Genomic DNA, 18,464 nt, shown 5'->3' with positions numbered 1-18,464 from the left:
TGCACCACATTGCCTGCATCAACCAACCCTTCCGCAAGATCGCTTTTGTCCGCCGGATTCAGGGCAGTAGAAAGTCTTCAAGAGCATGGATGACACGCTCACTGGTTTTTCCATCCCATAACGGAATATCAGCGGGCAAACAAACACGGCTATCGGAAGCAGATAGCGCGGACATCACCGCATCGATCATCCGATCAACCTCAACAAGGCCGTTGGTGCCCTGCGTAATTGTGATCGGTCTCTCAGTCGAGTTGCGCAGCGTCAGACATGGCACACCAAGACAGGTGGTTTCTTCCTGTACACCACCAGAATCAGTAACAACGCCCCCCGCATCCTGCATCAAACTTGTAAATCCGACATACCCCATTGGCGGCAACAAACGCACACCTGCAGCGCGCAGGCCATCTAGTAAACCTAGTGCCGAAAGACGCTTTTCTGTTCGGGGATGAAGCACGAAACAAACATCAGACCTTGCTGCGAGTTCCGTCAAAGCAGCGCAGATCTGCCTCAAACGTGCGGGATCATCGACATTGCCTTGTCTGTGCAGCGTCACAAGAACATAGCGTCCCTTAACGAGCCCGATCTTGCGTGCCGTTTCTTCTTGGGCGATCTGAGTTTTCATCATCACGAGCGTGTCGATCATGATATTGCCGACCAATCTGATCTGCTCGGGCGATATCCCCTCGGCAAACAGATTCTCGTTCGCATCTTTTGATGAGGTCAGCAAAAGATCAGCCCTGTGATCTATCACCACGCGGTTTTGCTCTTCTGGCATCGTGGAATCAAAGCACCTGAGACCAGCCTCAAGATGCACGAGAGGGATACCCATTTCTGATGCAACCAGTGCTGCCGCGCATGATGAATTCACATCCCCCACGACCAAAACCGCGTCTGGTCTGTGAGTGTCACAAAGCACCCCGTACGCCCGCATCATCTCCGCAACCCGGTCACCATTTTCTGACGGTTTCCAGCTCAGCACATGATCAGGGTCCGGCAATCCAAGTTCACGCCAGATCGCCGACGACATCGCCTCATCGGACTGCTGAACCGTATGAACAAATGACGGCCGGATTACCGGATGCTTCATCAATCCGCGCCACAACGGGGCAATCTTCATGAAGTTGGGTCTGGCACCGGCGATAAGGTGGAGTTTCATCTGTTACTGATACGCGTCCTGATTTTGGGAAAGCTCGGCCATCTTCCCATAGCCTAATAGATAAGATCAAATACAGGTAACCCACTTTGGTATCGGTATTTTTTACCGCCGATCACAAAAGGCAGGATGCAAGAAACGCTTCGAATACGGGTCACAGTATCCAACGTTCTTTGCATGTAATTTGCGAACCCTCGACTGCGACAGCCATGGTCTGAAAATTGCTTTGATCTCAGATGGTAGGCATGCCTGACACCCCGGCGATATTGCCGCGGTGTCAGCTGTGCTTTGTGCATCCCATAAGAAAGGTATCTCGAAATGAGTACTATTTTTGGATTGGGTAACGGGTTGCCGATGTCAACCCGGGCCAGTTCTGTGGAACGGTCAGGTGCACACGAAGGTATCGAAGGTTTTAGCGCAGGTAGCGCTGCACCTGTTTCAAGCGTCGCGGCAATCGGATCTGAAAGTGGTTCTTCCAAAAGCCAGCTTTCGGACGCGGTTCAGTCCGTCATGCTTGAATTTCAGGATATCGGAAGCGGGTCATCAAGCTTTGCTGCTGCCATGGACGCAGTCAAAGCCAATGACCGTGCAAACGGTATCAATACCGGCGATGACGTGGTTTCGTCGAATTCTGATCCAGCCAAGGATGATCCTGCACTTGCTGAACAGGATGCTGAGGAAGAATTCAAATCTGCCCTTCGTGACAGTTTGAGTCCGCCAACAAAGGACGAGAAACACAACGAAAAGGCCGAGATTGAGAAACGCCAAGAACGTCAGAAAATCGATGATGCAGCTCAACAGTCTGCAACTGATCTTCCAGAAAACGTCGCCGGTCTCGATAGCCGGGTTGCAGCCCAGGTCATGTCTGGTCAGCCAGCACGACAGCAACCCGCATTGGCCGCCTGATAGCATCGGCCTCGAAACCTTGAACGGAGCAGCGCCGTATGGCGCTGCTCTTTCTTCTTTTTTGAAACGACTAGAACAGCTTGGGCGGCGCATCGCCGCGATCTTCGCTTTGCAGCTCAAGCAATGCGTTGTTGTAGGCCATCATCGCGTCTTTTTCATGAACGAACCCGATGATATGGCGTTCTTCGGCGCTATTAAGGACCGGCAGATGCTCTTCGCCGGTTTGTTCCATCAGTTTGATGGCCTTTTCGATACTGTCGGTCCGATAAAGCACCGGGGGCTTTGATCTGGCCACCTCGCCTGCCGTCACTTCATCACCAAGTTTGGGGTCAAATGCGGCATGGCGCAAATCGGTCAGCGTAATCGTGCCGTGCAATTTGCCCTGGTCATCAATGACAAAAAGCTCTGAATACGGGGCGTTGATCAGTTTTTCTCGCACCACTGTCAGCCCCTCTGTCAATGGGACAGTTTCGTATTCGTGCTTCATGATCTCGGCGACCTTGATCGTACGTAGCAAGTTGACTTCCCGGCCCCAACGGGTCGACACACCGCGACATTTCAATTGCCACTGGAAGAACGAGCCCCCCTGGAACTGGTCCATCACCACCGTTGCCAGAACGGATGCAACCATTACCGCAGCGGTCAGGGCATAGTCGCCAGTCAGTTCAAAAATGATCAAGGTCGTTGAAATCGGCGCACCAAGAACAGCGGCCGCCAAAGCCCCCATGCCAACAAGGGTATAAGCCGAATATCCTGATGAAAGCTCAGGAAAAGCATTGGTTGCGATAATGCCAAATGCACCGCCCAGCATCGCGCCAAGGAAAAGTGCCGGACTGAACATGCCTCCCGCGAAGCCAAGTCCCATGCAGATCGAAACCACAAACCCCTTGGCAATCAGCAACCCGATCAGGAAGGTCAAGTTATAGCTTTCATTAAGCGCATCATTCATCGCCCCGTATCCGACGCCCACGATCTGGGGGAAAATCAGCGCAACCAAACCGACAATCAGACCGGCAACAGCTGGACGCAGCCAAAGCGGCACACTGGTTCGATTTGCGGTTTTTTGTACAATCGGGATGGCACGGACGACCAGCACCGCCGCAATGCCGGCGATAATTCCCAGAAGGGCAAAGGCCGGGAACTCCCAGAAAGACTGGATTTGATGCCCCGGTATCAGGAAGGCGACCTCATCGCCATAATAGATGCGCGTAATGACGGTACCGGTGACAGAAGCCAGAACAATCGGCGCAAAGGCCGTCAGGGCATAATGGCCAAGGGCAACTTCATGGGCAAAAAGCGCCCCTGCCAATGGCGCATTGAACGATGCAGCCACCGCAGAAGCCACGCCACATCCCAAAAGCGTTCGCGATGCCGAACGGCGCAAATGAAGAATCCGCGCCAACCACGCCCCGAAGGACGCGCCCATATGAACCACGGGTCCTTCACGACCAAGAGATGCACCACTCCCAAGAGATACCGCACTGGCAATCGCACTTTTGATCCCGCAACGCGTCGACATCCGGGCATCATGGAAAGAGGCCGCATCAATAACATCAGCGACCCCGTGCGGACGCTTTTCCGGCAGAAACTTGTAAATGAAAACACCGACAATCAAGCCGCCAACCGTCGGCGCAAGAATAAGTTGCCAGATTGGAATTTCACTGAGATGACGGTGAAGGGCTTCTTCCCCCGTTCCAAAAAACAGTGATTGGATAAACAGCAATCCGTCCCGAAACAGGATGGTCCCGCCACCAGCCAACGCCCCCACAATCAATGCCAAAATCGACAGAACCAGCTGCTCGCTTTTGACGATACGGCGCAGACGGTTCAACAGGATGTTCGATTTCAGAAGCTTTTCAGCCATATCAGCAATACCAGGGTTGGCGCGGCGAAACTCAATACGATCATAGGATCACGCTTTCCTGCGAATAAAGGGTAAAGACAAGCACTACCAAGGTTATTTTCGCATTTCTGACATCCATTGATTGATCCCAGCGGATGTGTAACAACAAGTGACCGGGGTTCAGGCCATACCGAGTGCCGAGATCCTGTTTCAGAAAACCGTCATTGCCAAAATCACACGAAATGCCGCATCCTGCGCATATCGTGAGACAGTAATGCCGCCACCAACCGTTCTGATACGGAACCAAGAAAAATGAATGACCCCAGACCAACGGGCACAACGGCGGCAAAGCCGCTTCCCGGACTTGTTGAATTTATCTGCCTGATGGCGATCACCATCGGACTTGTTGCCCTGTCGATTGATAACCTGTTGCCGGCTTTTGGCCCGATCGCGACAGATTTCGGTATCGAAGACGGCAACCGTATGCAGATGCTGATCTATTTTTTCATGATCGCGTTTGGCCTAATGCAGATTGTTTATGGCCCACTGGCTGACAGTTTTGGCCGCCGCCCTACCCTGATTGCCGGTCTTGGCATCTATTGCGTCGGTACAATCATGGCCATCTTTGCCGACAGCTATGAACATCTTCTTGCTGCGCGTTTTGTTCAGGGGCTTGGCGCCGCGGCACCGCGCGTTTTGACCATGGCAATTACACGCGACTGTTTCGAGGGACGCGAAATGGCCCGTGTCATGTCCTTTGTCATGATGGTGTTTATCATTCTGCCCGTGTTCGCCCCGGCATCTGGTAGCCTGATCCTGGCACTGGCCAACTGGCATATGATTTTTGTCAGCACACTTGTCCTCGCGATTGCGATAGTCTGCTGGTATCTGCTGCGCATGCCTGAAACCCTCCATCCCGAATATCGACACAAGCTGTCTGTCCGACGGATCGTACGTGACATCAAGACCACGGTTACCAATCGCCAGACCTTGGGTTACGCCACCGCAATGGGCATGATGTTTGCCTGCCTGATGGCCTATATCGGATCAGCTCAGCAGGTCTTTGAAACCGAGGTCTATGGGCTTGGTGTCTGGTTCCCGCTGGTGTTTGGCATGATCGCCGCCTGCATGAGCGTCTCGTCATTTGTCAACGCGCGCCTTGTACGCAAGATCGGCATGCACAAGATTTCGCATGTCGCATTGTTTGTCATGACAGTCAGCAGCCTGATCAATGTTCTGATTGCGCTTTGGTTTGACGGTCAACCGCCGTTGCTGGTGTTTGGTATCGGCCTGACGACAATCCTGTTCTGCTTCTCGCTGACCATGCCGAATTTCAACTCACTTGCGATGGAACCGGTTGGGGCGATTGCAGGCACCGCATCCTCGATGATTGGCGTCTACAGCACGCTGATCGGGGTCATTGCCGGCGGCATCATCGGCCAGCAGTTCAACGGCACAGTGATCCCGCTTCTGGTAGGTTATTTCTTACTCGGGCTGATTGGCATTGTGATTGTCGGTGTCACTGAACGCGGAAAGTTCTGCCACGCCACACACGAGGCCTGAACACACCAAAGAATAAAGCCCCGCAGAGTGCAGTCTGCGGGGCTTTTCATTGCGACCTGAAAGACGGTTATTTCGCCTGACGCGGATCGTAATTAAGGTTCGGCGCCAACCAGCGCTCTGCCTCTGCCAAGGTCATACCCTTGCGCTCGGCATAGCTTTCGACCTGATCGCGCTCGATTTTGCCAAGACCGAAATACTTTGCATCCGGATTGGCAAAATAGAAGCCACTGACTGATGCAGTCGGCGTCATGGCATAACTTTCGGTCAGCGACACACCGACATTCTTTTCGGCATCCAGAAGATCCCAGAGAATGCCTTTTTCGGTGTGTTCCGGACAAGCCGGATAACCTGGCGCCGGGCGAATACCGCGATATTTTTCGGCAATCAGCTCATCATTGCCAAGCGCCTCATCAGGGGCATATCCCCAAAGCTCCTTGCGGACCTTTTCGTGCATGCACTCAGAAAATGCCTCGGCAAAACGATCACCAAGAGCCTTGACCAAAATGGCGTTGTAATCGTCATGCTCGGCTTCAAGCTTACCGGCGATTTCTTCAACCTCCGGCCCGGCAGTGACAACAAAGGCGCCGATATAGTCGGTCTTGCCACTGTCTTTCGGCGCGATGTAATCGGCAAGGGCCCGGTTCGGGCGCTTGTTGTTTTCGCGGTACATCTGCTGGCGCAGGGTATGGAGCATCACCGGTTCGTTGTGATCGGGTGCCGGGGTGACTTCGATATCATCACCGACCGAGTTGGCTGGCCACAAGCCGACCACCGCTTTGGGCTTGAACCACTTCTCGGCAATGATTTTCTTGAGCATCTCCTGCGCGTCTTCATAAAGTCCCCGCGCAGTTTCACCGACCTTCTCGTCTTGGAGGATTTCAGGGAAACGGCCGTGCAGTTCCCAGGTCTCAAAGAATGGTTTCCAGTCAAATCGCGATACCAGGTCTTCCAGTTCGAAGTCCTCAAACACAGTTATGCCCGGCTTATTGGGAACGGGTGCTTCGAAGTTTTCCCAATCAAGCTGTGCCTTGTTGGCTCGGGCATCGACAATCGAGAACCGCTTTTTCTGTAATTGCTGTGCCGCGTGTTTTTCCGCCATCGCGACATATTCATTGCGGATTTCCGCGGCAAATCGTTCACCATGCGTTTCGGACAGCAATTGACTTGCAACCCCGACCGCGCGCGACGCGTCGATCACGTAAACCACCGAAGATTTCAGGTAGTTCGGCGCAATTTTAACCGCAGTGTGAACCTTGGACGTCGTCGCCCCACCAATCAGAAGCGGGATATCAAGTCCTTCGCGTTCCATTTCGGCCGCGACATAGGTCATTTCTTCAAGAGACGGTGTAATCAGGCCCGAAAGGCCAATCATGTCGACGTTTTCGGCCTTGGCTGTTTCAATGATCTTCTGGGTTGGCACCATGACGCCAAGGTCAATGACCTCGAAGTTATTACATTGCAGAACAACACCAACGATGTTCTTGCCAATGTCATGCACATCACCCTTCACGGTTGCCAGCAGGATTCTGCCGTTGGTTTCGTGCTTACCGTCTTTTTCTTCTTCAATGAACGGAATCAGATAGGCGACAGCCTTTTTCATCACACGGGCGGATTTCACCACCTGGGGCAAGAACATCTTGCCGGCGCCAAACAGGTCACCGACGATATTCATGCCATCCATCAGGGGGCCTTCAATCACATGAAGCGGTTTGTCTGCCTGCTGACGTGCTTCTTCGGTGTCTTCCTCGACATATTCGGCAATACCGTTGATCAGAGCATGAGCCAGACGCTCATTGACCGGCTTTTTACGCCATTCAAGATCTGCCTTTTTCTCTGGCCCGCCGGTTCCTTTGTATTTCTCGGCCACTTCGAGCAAACGGTCAGTCGCATCTGAACGGCGGTTCAAAATGACGTCTTCAACACGCTCGCGCAGTTCTTCCGGGATTTCTTCGTAAACCACCAGCTGACCGGCATTGACGATCCCCATATCCAGTCCAGCCTTGATGGCGTGATACAGGAAGACCGAATGCATCGCTTCGCGCACGGGGTTATTGCCACGGAACGAAAACGAGACGTTTGAAACACCGCCGGAAATCTTGGCATAGGGCAGGTTTGCTTTGATCAGCTTGCAGGCTTCGATGAAGTCGACAGCATAGTTATCATGTTCTTCGATACCGGTTGCCACAGCAAAGATATTCGGATCGAAAATGATATCTTCTGGCGGGAAGCCCACCTTATCGACCAGCACGTCATAGCTGCGTTTGCAAATTTCAAACTTGCGATCAACTGTATCGGCCTGACCTTTTTCATCAAAAGCCATAACCACAACAGCAGCCCCATAGCGGCGCAGCATCTTGGCCTGCGCGATGAAAGGCTCTTCGCCTTCCTTGAGACTGATAGAATTGACAATCCCCTTGCCCTGCAGGCATTTCAGCCCCGCCTCGATCACGTTCCATTTGGAACTGTCGACCATGATCGGAACGCGCGCAATGTCTGGCTCAGCCGCAATCAGGTTGATGAACTTGACCATTGCCGTTTCGGCATCCAGCATCGCATCATCCATGTTGATGTCGATGATCTGGGCGCCGTTTTCGACCTGCTGGCGCGCGATCTCAAGCGCTGCATCGTAGTCTTCATCAACGATCAGCTTCTTGAATTTCAGCGATCCCGCAACGTTGGTCCGCTCACCAATATTGATAAATCTGGAAATGTCGGTCATGGGTGTTTTCGATCTCTTTTCAGCAATCAATATCGGGATTACGCAGCGTCAAACGGCTCAAGGCCGGCAAGACGCATACGTGGCTCGAACTTCGGCACGGTCCGAGGCTTGGCATCTGCGACTGCATCCGCAATCGCCTTGATGTGCGGCGGTGTCGTCCCACAGCAGCCACCAAGCAGGTTGATCATCCCGCTATCGGCCCATTCCTTGACCAGTTCAGCCATCTCGGCGTCAGTCTGGTCATACTCGCCAAACTCGTTCGGCAGACCGGCATTCGGATATACCGAAACGCGGCACTCAGCGATCCGCGAGAGTTCCTGAACATAGGGGCGCAGCTGTGCGGCACCCAAAGCACAATTCAGACCAATCGAGAACGGTTTGGTATGGCGCACTGAATTATAAAATGCCTCGGTTGTCTGCCCAGACAGCGTCCTTCCCGACGCGTCGGTAATCGTACCCGAAATCATGACCGGAACATCTTCGCCGCGCTCTTCAACAACTTCGTCGATGGCAAACAACGCCGCCTTGGCATTGAGCGTATCAAAGATCGTTTCCACCAGCAGGGTGTCTGCTCCGCCGTCAAGCAGCCCTTTGGCCGCCTCTTTATAAGCGTCTTTTAGCTGATCAAACGTAACAGCCCGGAATCCCGGATTATTCACGTCTGGTGAAATCGACGCGGTTCGGTTGGTCGGGCCGATTGCACCATTCACAAAGCGAACATCACCGGGATGGGCTGCTTCCCATTCATCGCAAGCAGCCCGGGCAATCTTGGCACTTTCGTAATTGATCTCGTAGGCCAGATCTTCCATGCCGTAATCGGCTTGTGCAATGGTTGTTGCGCTAAAGGTGTTGGTCCCGTTCAGGTCTGCACCGGCCGCAATATATTGCAGATGAATATCCTTGATGATGTTGGGCTGGGTCAGGGACAAAAGGTCGTTATTGCCTTTTACATCCAGTTTCCAGTCGGCAAAGCGTTCACCGCGATAGTCTTCTTCACTCAGATTATGCTTTTGAATCATCGTGCCCATTGCGCCATCAAGGATCAGTATCTTTTCCTCGGCTCGTTTGCGCAGCAGGGCAATGCGTTCCTTGCGATCATTCATCTTTTTCATCCAATCAATTCTTCATGCGTCCGGGTTACAGGGCAAAAGTACCTTCAGGCAGCTACCTGTTCGGTTCCGCGAATGCCCAGCGCATGGCAGATGGCATATGTTAGTTCGGCACGATTAAGCGTATAGAAGTGGAAGTCAGTCACACCTTCGCTGATCAGACCTTCTACCTGCGAAATTGCTTCATGGAATGCAACCATACGACGGGTATCTGGATCTTCATCAAGCCCTTCGAAACGCCAATGCAAACGCTGAGGCACAGAAGCACCACACATGTTGGCAAATTTCAAGAGCGAGCCAAAGTTGGTCACTGGCAAAATGCCCGGGACAATCGGCGCATCAATGCCCGCAGCCACACATTTGTCACGGAACCGAAGATAGGTTTCGTTATCAAAGAAGAACTGGGTAATCGATCGGTTGGCGCCAGCATCAATCTTACGTTTGAGATATTCGATCTCGAAATCCGCACTTGGAGCATCCGGATGGGTTTCCGGATAGGCCGAAACCGAGATATCAAAATCTGCGATTTCCTTCAGTCCCGCAACCAGATCCACCGCATAGGCATAACCACCTGGCGTAGGCTCGTACTTGTCACCCGCGTCAGGCAGGTCACCGCGCAGGGCGACGATCGAACGGATACCCTCGTCCCAATAGCTTCGCGCGATCTGGTCAATCTCTTCCTTGGTATGCCCGACACAGGTCAGATGGGCCGCCGCCGGAATGCCGGTTTCCTTTTGGATCCGGGTCACGCTGCCATGAGTACGGCCACGCGTGGTACCACCAGCCCCATAAGTCACAGAGACAAAAGACGGATTGAGCGGCGCAAGCCGACGGATTGACCGCCACATGGTTTCTTCCATCTTCTCCGTTTTCGGCGGGAAGAATTCGAATGAAACCTTGAGGTTTTTGCGTACTGCCTTGATTTCTGGAACCGTCATCATATCAATATCTCAATCCTGTCTTCGCTGTCCCTCGGGTTGAGTCCGTGGGTCGGGTCTTATTGTTTTGGTATGTTGGTGAAACGGTGCGCGCTATTCCGCTGCCCTTTCAGAATTCTTTTCTTCTTTGTCTGCCGCCTGACCTTTTGCCGGGTGGGCGGCCCAGATCCGGACTGTCAACGGTTTGCCGGGCAGGCTGATTACATTGTCCGGCTCAAGCTCGTTGGAACGGAACCATGCATTTAGCGACGCATCATCGAAACCAAGGCGGCGATGAGCATGTTCCTCGCGTAGTTCCTCATGCTCATGCTGTGCAAAATCAACGATGATCAATTTGCCCCCCGGGGAGAGAACCCGTGCTGCTTCGGCCAGGGCCACTTCGGGCTTTTCGGCGAAATGCAGAACCTGATGAAGGGTAACCACATCAAACATGCCGCCCGGATAAGGCAACTGATACATATCCGCCTGCCGAACAAGGCAATTGGACAAATCCGCGCGTTGCAAGCGGGCACGAGCCACGGCCAACATTTCGCGTGACATATCAACGCCCACACCTTCTTCAGCATTGCGTCCCAGCAGCTCCAGAATGCGTCCAGTGCCTGTACCGACATCAAGAATCCGCCCGCCAGTCAAATCACCGACAGCGTCCAGCAGGGCTTTTTCAACAACAGTCTCGTCAACATGCAGAGAACGAATCCGATCCCAATCTTCGGCATTGGCGCGGAAATACTCGGTGGCGATTTTCTCGCGCTCGGCCTTCACCTGATCAAGACGGGCGCGATCAAGCGATAGCGTTTCGTCATCCTTGGGCAAAAGATCAAGCACCGGCTGCACAAGATCCGCCCCGGGTCCAGAGTGTGGCGTGCGATAGAAAACCCACGTGCCCTCGCGAAAGCGGACAAGCAAGCCCGCTTCACACAATAACTTAAGATGTCGGGACACACGCGGCTGGCTTTGACCAATGATCTGGGTGATCTCACTGACGGTCAGTTCGCACTCGGCACAGATCGCCAGCAAACGAAGCCGAGTTGCCTCGGCCGCGGCGCGCAATCTTGCCAGAACCTGTTCCATGTCAACGCCCTCCAGATCAATACAAAAGATATAAAGATATGTTTATGTTTGTTCAAGGGCTATTTTCGCAGGAAAAAATGTTGCCCAAATGCCACACCTGCAACCCGCTTGATTACGATCAACTTTTTGTATGCTGGTGTTTAAATTCACCCTATGCTAACCACATGGATATCTAAGGCGTCTGCGTTACATGGTCGCACCTCCAAGCAGGAGGTTGATCGGTAACGTTTTTTGGTGTCTCGCATCAAAAACGTTTTGGGTCAGGGGAAGTCTGTGTATCGAACATCGGTTGGCTAAAAATAATGAAGTTTCGAGCTTTGCTTTCACTTTGTGCCGCAGGGTCGCTGTCTTTGCTGACCGCGTGCGCATCGACAGAACCCGCTCAGGACACGAGCGATTTCGACCCGATTGAGCCGGTGAACCGCGTTGTTCACGGAATCAATGGTGCCGTTGATTTCATGGTCCTGTATCCCGCTGCAATGTGGTACCGCGACATTGCACCGGAACCCGTAAAGACTTCCGTCGAAAGCTTTGTGCGCAACATCAACGAACCGCTGAACTCGTTCAACGCGTTGCTGCAGGGTGATCCGGAACAGGCTGCTGCCTCATTCCAGCGTTTCATCATGAACTCGACGATTGGTCTTCTGGGCTTTAACGATGTCGCCTCGGATTTCGGCATCCCTTATCGCCGCGAAGATTTCGGTCAGACCCTTGCCCATTATGGCATTGGTGGTGGCCCTTACATTGTGCTTCCGCTGATTGGCCCGTCCAACCTTCGTGATACCACAGGCCTTGCCGTTGATTATGTTGCCAATCCGCTGACCTGGGGCGCTGAAAACAGCGACACAGCCGAAGCTCTTTATCTCGGCTCTATCGGTTTGAGCGCATTGCATTATCGTTATGCTACGATCAATCAGCTGAATGAGTTGCAGAAATCGTCGATCGATTATTATGCTGCTCTGCGCAGCCTCTATCGTCAGCAGCGCAACACGCTGATTCGCAATGGTGCCCCGGCACCTGCAACGGCTGTTGAAGACGAAAGTGCATCTTTTGACTTCGACGATGCTGTCGAAGCTGCAAGCGAATAAGAGCCGACCATGGCAAACAGCAAAATCGCCATATCAGCCGCCACGATGATCGCCATCGCAGCGGCTTGGTCTGGTCCGTCGTCGGCAACGAGCCTGTCTTCAAGTGTCGTTGCCGAAGTCGCTGTTGAAACAAGTGCAGCAGAAGTGATTAAGTCCATGGCGGACCACGCCATGAACGAACTTACTGATCAAAGCCTTGCTGATGATGTCCGCCGTAAAAAGTTCGTGTCCCTCATGGACCGATACTTCGAAATGGACGTAGTTTCGCGCTTTGTCCTGGGGCGCTACTGGCGGTCGATCTCCAAGGAGGAGATTGAAGAATTTTCGGTACTGCTGCAAAATTATCTGGCCCTGAACTACGCAAACCAGTTCAAGGAATTTAACGGCGAACAATTTGTCGTCGGCGACCAGACCCAGAAAAACAAGGACACCTTTGTCAATTCGCAGTTTGTCCGCCCGGACGGTCCGCCGATCAATATCGTCTGGCGGATGAGGGTTTTTGATGACAGCTACAAGATCATTGATGTTTCCATCGAAGGTCTGAGCATGGGCATCACCCAACGCGATGAGTTCACATCGGTCATCCAGCAGAACAATGACGATGTCAGCGCCCTGACAGCAGCCCTCAAGGCGAAGACAGGCCTGTAGATTAGACTGTCGAACATCAGAATTGAAAAGCCACCTTCTTTGCGACGGTGGCTTTTTCTGTTTGTTCTTCACCATGCAAGACGAAAAAAGGCCACCCGAAGGTGGCCTTTGATCTTAAACCTTATGAACCGGCTTAGCGGGTCAGGGGCTTGTATTTGATGCGGTGCGGACGGCTTGCCTCTTCACCATAGCGGCGCTTGTAGTCCGCCTCATATTCCTGATAGTTACCTTCGAACCACTCGACATGCGAGTTGCCCTCATAGGCAAGAATATGGGTTGCGATACGGTCAAGGAAGAAGCGATCGTGCGAGATGACCACAGCACAACCGGCAAACTCGAGAAGACCTTCCTCAAGCGCGCGCAGAGTATCGACATCAAGATCGTTGGTCGGTTCGTCAAGCAGCAGAACGTTCGAACCGGATTTCAGCATCTTGGCAAGATGAACGCGGTTACGTTCACCACCTGACAACTGACCGACTTTTTTCTGCTGATCGGCACCCTTGAATGCAAACTGCGACACATAAGCACGCGAGCTCATCGGGCGTTTGCCCAGCAGGATCTCGTCGAGACCATCGGAAACTTCCTGCCAGACGGTCTTGTTCGGATCAAGCGAGTCACGCGACTGATCGACATAACCCATCTTGACGGTTTCACCGATTTTCAGTTCCCCTGCATCCGGTTTTTCACTGCCGGTCAGCATTTTGAACAGCGTGGTTTTACCTGCACCGTTCGGACCAATAACACCCACGATGCCACCCGGTGGCAAACGGAAATCCAGATTCTCGAACAGAAGCTTGTCACCATATGCCTTGGTCAGACCCTCGGCAGTGATGACTTCATTACCAAGACGCTCGGCAATAGGAATAACGATCTTGGTCGAGTCCGGAACTGCTTTGGCTGCTTCGGCAACAAGATCATCATAGGCACGAACACGGGCCTTGGATTTTGCCTGACGGCCTTTCGGGTTCTGACGGATCCAGTCCAACTCGGTCGCAAGCTGTTTCTGACGGCTGCCTTCCTGACGGGCTTCCTGTTCCAGACGCTTTTGCTTCTGTTCCAGCCAGGATGAGTAGTTGCCTTCAAACGGGATGCCCTGACCACGGTCAAGTTCAAGGATCCAGCCGGTCACGTTATCAAGGAAGTAACGATCGTGGGTGACCAGAATGACGGTACCCTGGTAATCTTCAAGATGACGTTCAAGCCACGCAACCGATTCCGCATCAAGGTGGTTGGTCGGTTCGTCAAGCAGCAGGATATCAGGCTTGGCGAGCAGCAGGCGGCAAAGCGCGACACGACGGCGTTCACCACCGGAAAGCTTTGAAACGTCAGCTTCCTTGGGCGGACAACGCAGGGCGTCCATCGCGATTTCAAGGGTACGTTCCAGATCCCAGCCATTAGCAGCATCGATGCGTTCCTGAAGCTCCCCTTGCTCGGCAAGGAGTTCCGTCATTTCGTCATCGGTCATCGGCTCGGCAAATTTGCCGCTGATTTCATTAAAGCGTGCCAGATCGTCAACGATCGAACCACACCCTTCCATTACGTTGCCAAGAACGTCTTTGTCAGGGTTAAGCTGCGGCTCCTGCTCAAGATAACCGACATTCACACCATCGGCAGGCCAAGCTTCACCGGCAAAGTCTTTTTCAATGCCCGCCATGATTTTCAGCAGGGTCGATTTACCTGCGCCGTTGTTCCCGAGAACACCGATTTTTACGCCCGGCAAGAAGGACAGCGTGATGCCCTTGAATAGTTCGCGACCGCCCGGAAGGATCTTGGTCAGGTCCTTCATGACGTAAATATACTGGTAGGATGCCATTAAATTCCCCATCCAAAATTCGTTGGGTCCGCCCCATCGGGCCGGAACACTTCGACACGCCCAAAGCGCATGCCTGAAATACTGTGCCCGTTTGTAACCGACAGGCTGTCTCTTAACAACTTCAAACCGCAGAAGCCCGAAACGACCGGCCCAACTTGGCAAATCTTGCGGCGATTCCGCATCAAGAAAACTGTCAACGGGTACATTCGCGGTTGGTTACACCCTGAAAACGTCACTTTTCTGGCATGAACCGCGCGACTTTTTCAACCTTGAAATGCTGCGTCGCACACATCAAAAACCGACCGGATTCTGTCACTATTTTCAGTTGGCAACCGCGCGTGAAAGCCCCTAACACCCTGTTCTATACGACTAATGATTAGCTTATGGCGAATCCCGAAAGCTGGTATCGACCTTTACAGGCAATGAGTGTGTCCCAATGCATTCAATGCCACTGGTTTACGCGGTCGACAATAATCAATCCAAAAACGATGTCGGCAGGGAAAGTTATCATTTCTAGGAAGGAGACGCGCGATGGATGAACAAAGCGCAGCCTACTGGAAGAGAAACGTGAAACTGGTCTCGGTACTTGTCGCGATCTGGTTCATCGTTTCCTACGGTTTCGGCATCTTGTTTGTCGATGCCCTCAATTCTATCGAAATAGCGGGCTTCCAGCTTGGTTTCTGGTTTGCTCAACAGGGTTCCATTTACGTCTTTGTCGCACTGATTTTTGTCTATGTGGCCAAGATGAACAAGCTGGACCGCGAATTCGGCGTCCGCGAAGACGACGACTGACGCAGTATCTGGGAGACAGACAAGATGGATCTTACTACCCTTACATATATTGCCGTCGGTTTGAGCTTCGCGCTGTATATCGGCATCGCGATCTGGGCCAAGGCAAGCACCACCGGCGAATTCTATGTCGCTGGCAAAGGTGTTAACCCGGTTGTCAACGGCATGGCGACCGCAGCAGACTGGATGTCTGCTGCTTCCTTTATCTCTATGGCTGGCCTCATTGCCTTCCTTGGCTATGGCGGCTCGGTTTACCTGATGGGCTGGACCGGCGGTTACTGCCTGCTGGCAATGCTTCTGGCACCGTACCTTCGTAAGTACGGCAAATTCACCGTGCCGGAATTCATCGGGGATCGTTATTATTCCAAAGCAGCCCGTATCGTTGCTGTTATCTGCCTGATCTTTATCTCGTTCACCTATGTGGCAGGTCAGATGCGCGGCGTTGGTATCGTGTTCTCGCGCTTCCTTGAAGTTGAAATCCTGACCGGCCTGATCGTCGGCATGGGCATCGTCTTCATCTATGCCGTTCTTGGCGGCATGAAGGGCATTACCTATACCCAGGTTGCACAATATTGCGTTCTTATTGTTGCCTACACCATTCCGGCAATCTTCATTGCCTTCCAGTTGACCGGCAATCCGCTGCCGCAGCTGGCCTTCGGCTCGACCGTGAATGGCACCGGCGAATTCATGCTTGATCGCCTCAACCAGGTTGTGACGGAACTCGGCTTCCTCGAATACACCACGACCAGCAAGTCAACGATTGATATCTTTGCGATTACCGTTGCCCTGATGGTTGGTACCGCAGGTCTGCCGCACGTTATCGTTCGCTTCTTCACCGTTCCGAAGGTCCGCGATGCGCGTTCTTCGGCTGGTTGGGCATTGGTCTTCATCGCGCTGCTTTACACCACCGCTCCGGCAGTTGGTGCAATGGCTCGCCTGAACCTGACCGAAACCATCCAGACCGGCGAAGTCGGCGCAGAAGATGGCAACCTTGTCTTTGAAGAGCGTCCGGACTGGATGAAACGTTGGGAAGCCACCGGCCTCCTGTCGTTTGAAGACAAAAACGGCGATGGCCGTATCCAGTACTACAATGATGCCAATGAAGAGTTCGCCGCCAAGGCAGCCGAGTTCGGCTGGCAGGGTAACGAGCTGAAGGTTGACCGTGACATCATGGTTCTGGCCAACCCGGAAATTGCACAGCTTCCGAACTGGGTCATCGCACTGGTTGCAGCAGGTGGTATTGCTGCTGCCCTGTCGACGGCTGCGGGTCTGTTGCTTGTGATTTCGTCTGGCGTGTCGCATGACCTTCTCAAAGGTACATTCACACCAAACATGACAGAAGGGCAGGAACTGATGGCAGGGCGTATTGCCGCTGCGGTCGCGATCCTGATTGCCGGTTATCTGGGCTACAACCCTCCGGGCTTTGTGGCACAGGTGGTGGCGTTTGCCTTCGGTCTTGCCGCATCCTCGTTGTTCCCGGTTATCATCATGGGGATTTTCTCCAAGAAGGTTAACCGCGAAGGTGCGATTGCCGGCATGCTGACTGGTCTGATCTTCACCATGGGCTATATCCTTGCCTACAAAGGTGTGTTCTTCGACCCGATCATTGCAAACACGCCGGAAAACTGGCTGTTTGGCATCTCGCCGGAAGGCATTGGTGCAGTTGGCATGGTTCTGAACTTCATCGTTGCTTTCTCTGTATCGAGAGTCACCGCTGAACCGCCAGAACATATCCAGGTCATGATTGAAGACATCCGTGTTCCGAAAGGGGCCGGTGGCGCGGTTGACCACTAATCGGTTAACCGGTTTGCCAAATACTGTTGCAGGCCCCCGGATCAATGATCCGGGGGCTTTTCTTTTCGATCTTTGTCAGGCAACAATGACATCAGGGCGTGCCCTTGCGGAGGAAAGCAGTCAATGAGCATCGAACTTGAAGAAATTGCAGAGTTTCTGAAACAACATCACCCGTTCGACCTGTTACCCGACGCAGAGATCAATGCGCTGCCCAAACGCCTGCAGGCCCGCTATTTCCGCGCAGGGACCAAGGTTCTCTCACCTGAAGAACAATGCCTGCATCTCTACATTATCCGCACTGGCGGCACAGAAACCCGTGATCCCAACGGACAACTTCTTGCCCGCCTGTCAGAGGGGGAATGTTTTGGCGTACGCGCGATGTATCAGAACGGGCGGGCCGCAAACAACATCACAACCCTTGAAGACAGCCTGTGCTATTTGTTGCCGGAAAAGGATTTCCACGACCTGACCAGCAAATACCCGCAATTTAGCTATTTCTTCTCGCAAATGGGTGGAGATCGTCTGCGCAGCGGCATGCAGCTTCTTGAAAAACGCGATGACGACCAGCTCAAACTGATGAGTGTTATGGTCAGTGACCTGATCGCGCGCGATCTGGTCAGTATCGACAAATCCGCATCAATCCTTGAAGCTGGCAAGCTCATGAGCAAGGAACGCGTATCCTGTCTGCTGATTACAGAGGGAGACGATGGCGTTGCCGGCATCATGACCGACCGGGACCTGCGAAACCGGGTCGTCGCCGAAGGCCGCAGCTTTGATGAGCCGGTTACGGCCATCATGACCGAAAAGCCCATTTCGATTTCTCCTGATCAGTATGCTTTCGATGCGCTTCTGACCATGACGCGCAACAATATCCGTCATCTGCCGGTTATGAAGGATGGCAAGGCTGTTGGCATGATCACGACCAACAACCTGCTCGCACGCCAATCCCTGTCAGCTGTTTACATGGCAGGTCGCATCGGCAAGTTGACCGCCCCGGAAGAAATGGCAAAAGTCATCGCCCAGGTCCCGG

14 protein-coding genes are annotated in these 18,464 nt (G+C 53.1%); 7 read left to right on the top strand and 7 right to left on the bottom strand.

Annotation, left to right across the window (positions count from 1 at the left end):
• Window positions 1-58: 58 nt before the first annotated feature.
• The gene (wecB, locus tag HED22_RS16975; RefSeq protein ID WP_167724460.1) at window positions 59-1,156 is read right to left on the bottom strand and encodes a non-hydrolyzing UDP-N-acetylglucosamine 2-epimerase; all 1,098 of its coding nucleotides are present in this window, start codon (window positions 1,154-1,156) and stop codon (window positions 59-61) included.
• Between the two features lie 315 nt (window positions 1,157-1,471).
• Here wecB and HED22_RS16970 point away from each other — a divergent pair, with 315 nt between their 5' ends.
• Window positions 1,472-2,059: a hypothetical protein gene (locus tag HED22_RS16970; RefSeq protein WP_167724458.1), complete on the top strand. Its 588-nt coding sequence runs from the start codon at window positions 1,472-1,474 to the stop codon at window positions 2,057-2,059.
• Between the two features lie 70 nt (window positions 2,060-2,129).
• On the opposite strand, the gene HED22_RS16965 is transcribed toward HED22_RS16970, so the two are convergent.
• Entirely contained in the window at window positions 2,130-3,923 is a 1,794-nt protein-coding gene (locus HED22_RS16965; protein ID WP_167724456.1) for a chloride channel protein, read from the bottom strand.
• A 291-nt stretch (window positions 3,924-4,214) separates the two neighbouring features.
• Here HED22_RS16965 and HED22_RS16960 point away from each other — a divergent pair, with 291 nt between their 5' ends.
• A complete protein-coding gene (locus HED22_RS16960) occupies window positions 4,215-5,465 on the top strand; it encodes a multidrug effflux MFS transporter (protein ID WP_167724454.1) in 1,251 nt (416 codons plus the stop codon).
• Between the two features lie 67 nt (window positions 5,466-5,532).
• On the opposite strand, the gene metH is transcribed toward HED22_RS16960, so the two are convergent.
• From metH to HED22_RS16940, 4 genes are all read right to left on the bottom strand, one after another.
• Entirely contained in the window at window positions 5,533-8,184 is a 2,652-nt protein-coding gene (gene metH, locus HED22_RS16955) for a methionine synthase (protein WP_167724451.1), read from the bottom strand.
• A 38-nt stretch (window positions 8,185-8,222) separates the two neighbouring features.
• Entirely contained in the window at window positions 8,223-9,296 is a 1,074-nt protein-coding gene (locus HED22_RS16950; protein ID WP_167724449.1) for a homocysteine S-methyltransferase family protein, read from the bottom strand.
• A gap of 44 nt (window positions 9,297-9,340) precedes the next feature.
• A complete protein-coding gene (metF, locus tag HED22_RS16945; protein WP_175581294.1) occupies window positions 9,341-10,234 on the bottom strand; it encodes a methylenetetrahydrofolate reductase in 894 nt (297 codons plus the stop codon).
• A 90-nt stretch (window positions 10,235-10,324) separates the two neighbouring features.
• Window positions 10,325-11,302 (bottom strand): metalloregulator ArsR/SmtB family transcription factor, encoded by a 978-nt coding sequence (locus tag HED22_RS16940; protein WP_167724447.1) that lies wholly within the window; start codon window positions 11,300-11,302, stop codon window positions 10,325-10,327.
• 302 nt (window positions 11,303-11,604) lie between these two features.
• Between HED22_RS16940 and HED22_RS16935 the strand changes: the two genes are divergently transcribed.
• Complete coding sequence (locus tag HED22_RS16935; RefSeq protein ID WP_254870213.1) at window positions 11,605-12,390, top strand: VacJ family lipoprotein; 786 nt, start codon at window positions 11,605-11,607, stop codon at window positions 12,388-12,390.
• Window positions 12,391-12,399: 9 nt separating this feature from the next.
• Window positions 12,400-13,038 carry a phospholipid-binding protein MlaC gene (locus tag HED22_RS16930; RefSeq protein ID WP_167724445.1) on the top strand — a complete coding sequence of 213 codons (639 nt, stop codon included), beginning with the start codon at window positions 12,400-12,402 and terminating at the stop codon, window positions 13,036-13,038.
• Window positions 13,039-13,171: 133 nt separating this feature from the next.
• Here the strand turns inward: HED22_RS16930 and ettA are convergent, their stop codons facing one another.
• Window positions 13,172-14,851, bottom strand: a complete 1,680-nt coding sequence (gene ettA / locus HED22_RS16925; protein WP_167724443.1) for an energy-dependent translational throttle protein EttA — start codon at window positions 14,849-14,851, stop codon at window positions 13,172-13,174.
• Between the two features lie 531 nt (window positions 14,852-15,382).
• Between ettA and HED22_RS16920 the strand changes: the two genes are divergently transcribed.
• The 3 genes from HED22_RS16920 to HED22_RS16910 form a co-directional block, all read left to right on the top strand.
• Window positions 15,383-15,643 (top strand): DUF4212 domain-containing protein, encoded by a 261-nt coding sequence (locus HED22_RS16920; protein ID WP_167724441.1) that lies wholly within the window; start codon window positions 15,383-15,385, stop codon window positions 15,641-15,643.
• Window positions 15,644-15,667: 24 nt separating this feature from the next.
• The gene (locus HED22_RS16915) at window positions 15,668-17,434 is read left to right on the top strand and encodes a sodium:solute symporter family protein (RefSeq protein WP_167724438.1); all 1,767 of its coding nucleotides are present in this window, start codon (window positions 15,668-15,670) and stop codon (window positions 17,432-17,434) included.
• Window positions 17,435-17,557: 123 nt separating this feature from the next.
• Window positions 17,558-18,464 (top strand): CBS domain-containing protein (locus tag HED22_RS16910; protein WP_167724437.1); only part of this gene is annotated, 907 nt, incomplete at its 3' end.

Source organism: Thalassospira sp. HF15 (assembly GCF_011806525.1).
GTDB lineage: Bacteria > Pseudomonadota > Alphaproteobacteria > Rhodospirillales > Thalassospiraceae > Thalassospira.
This window is presented reverse-complemented; position numbering and strand designations above follow the sequence as displayed.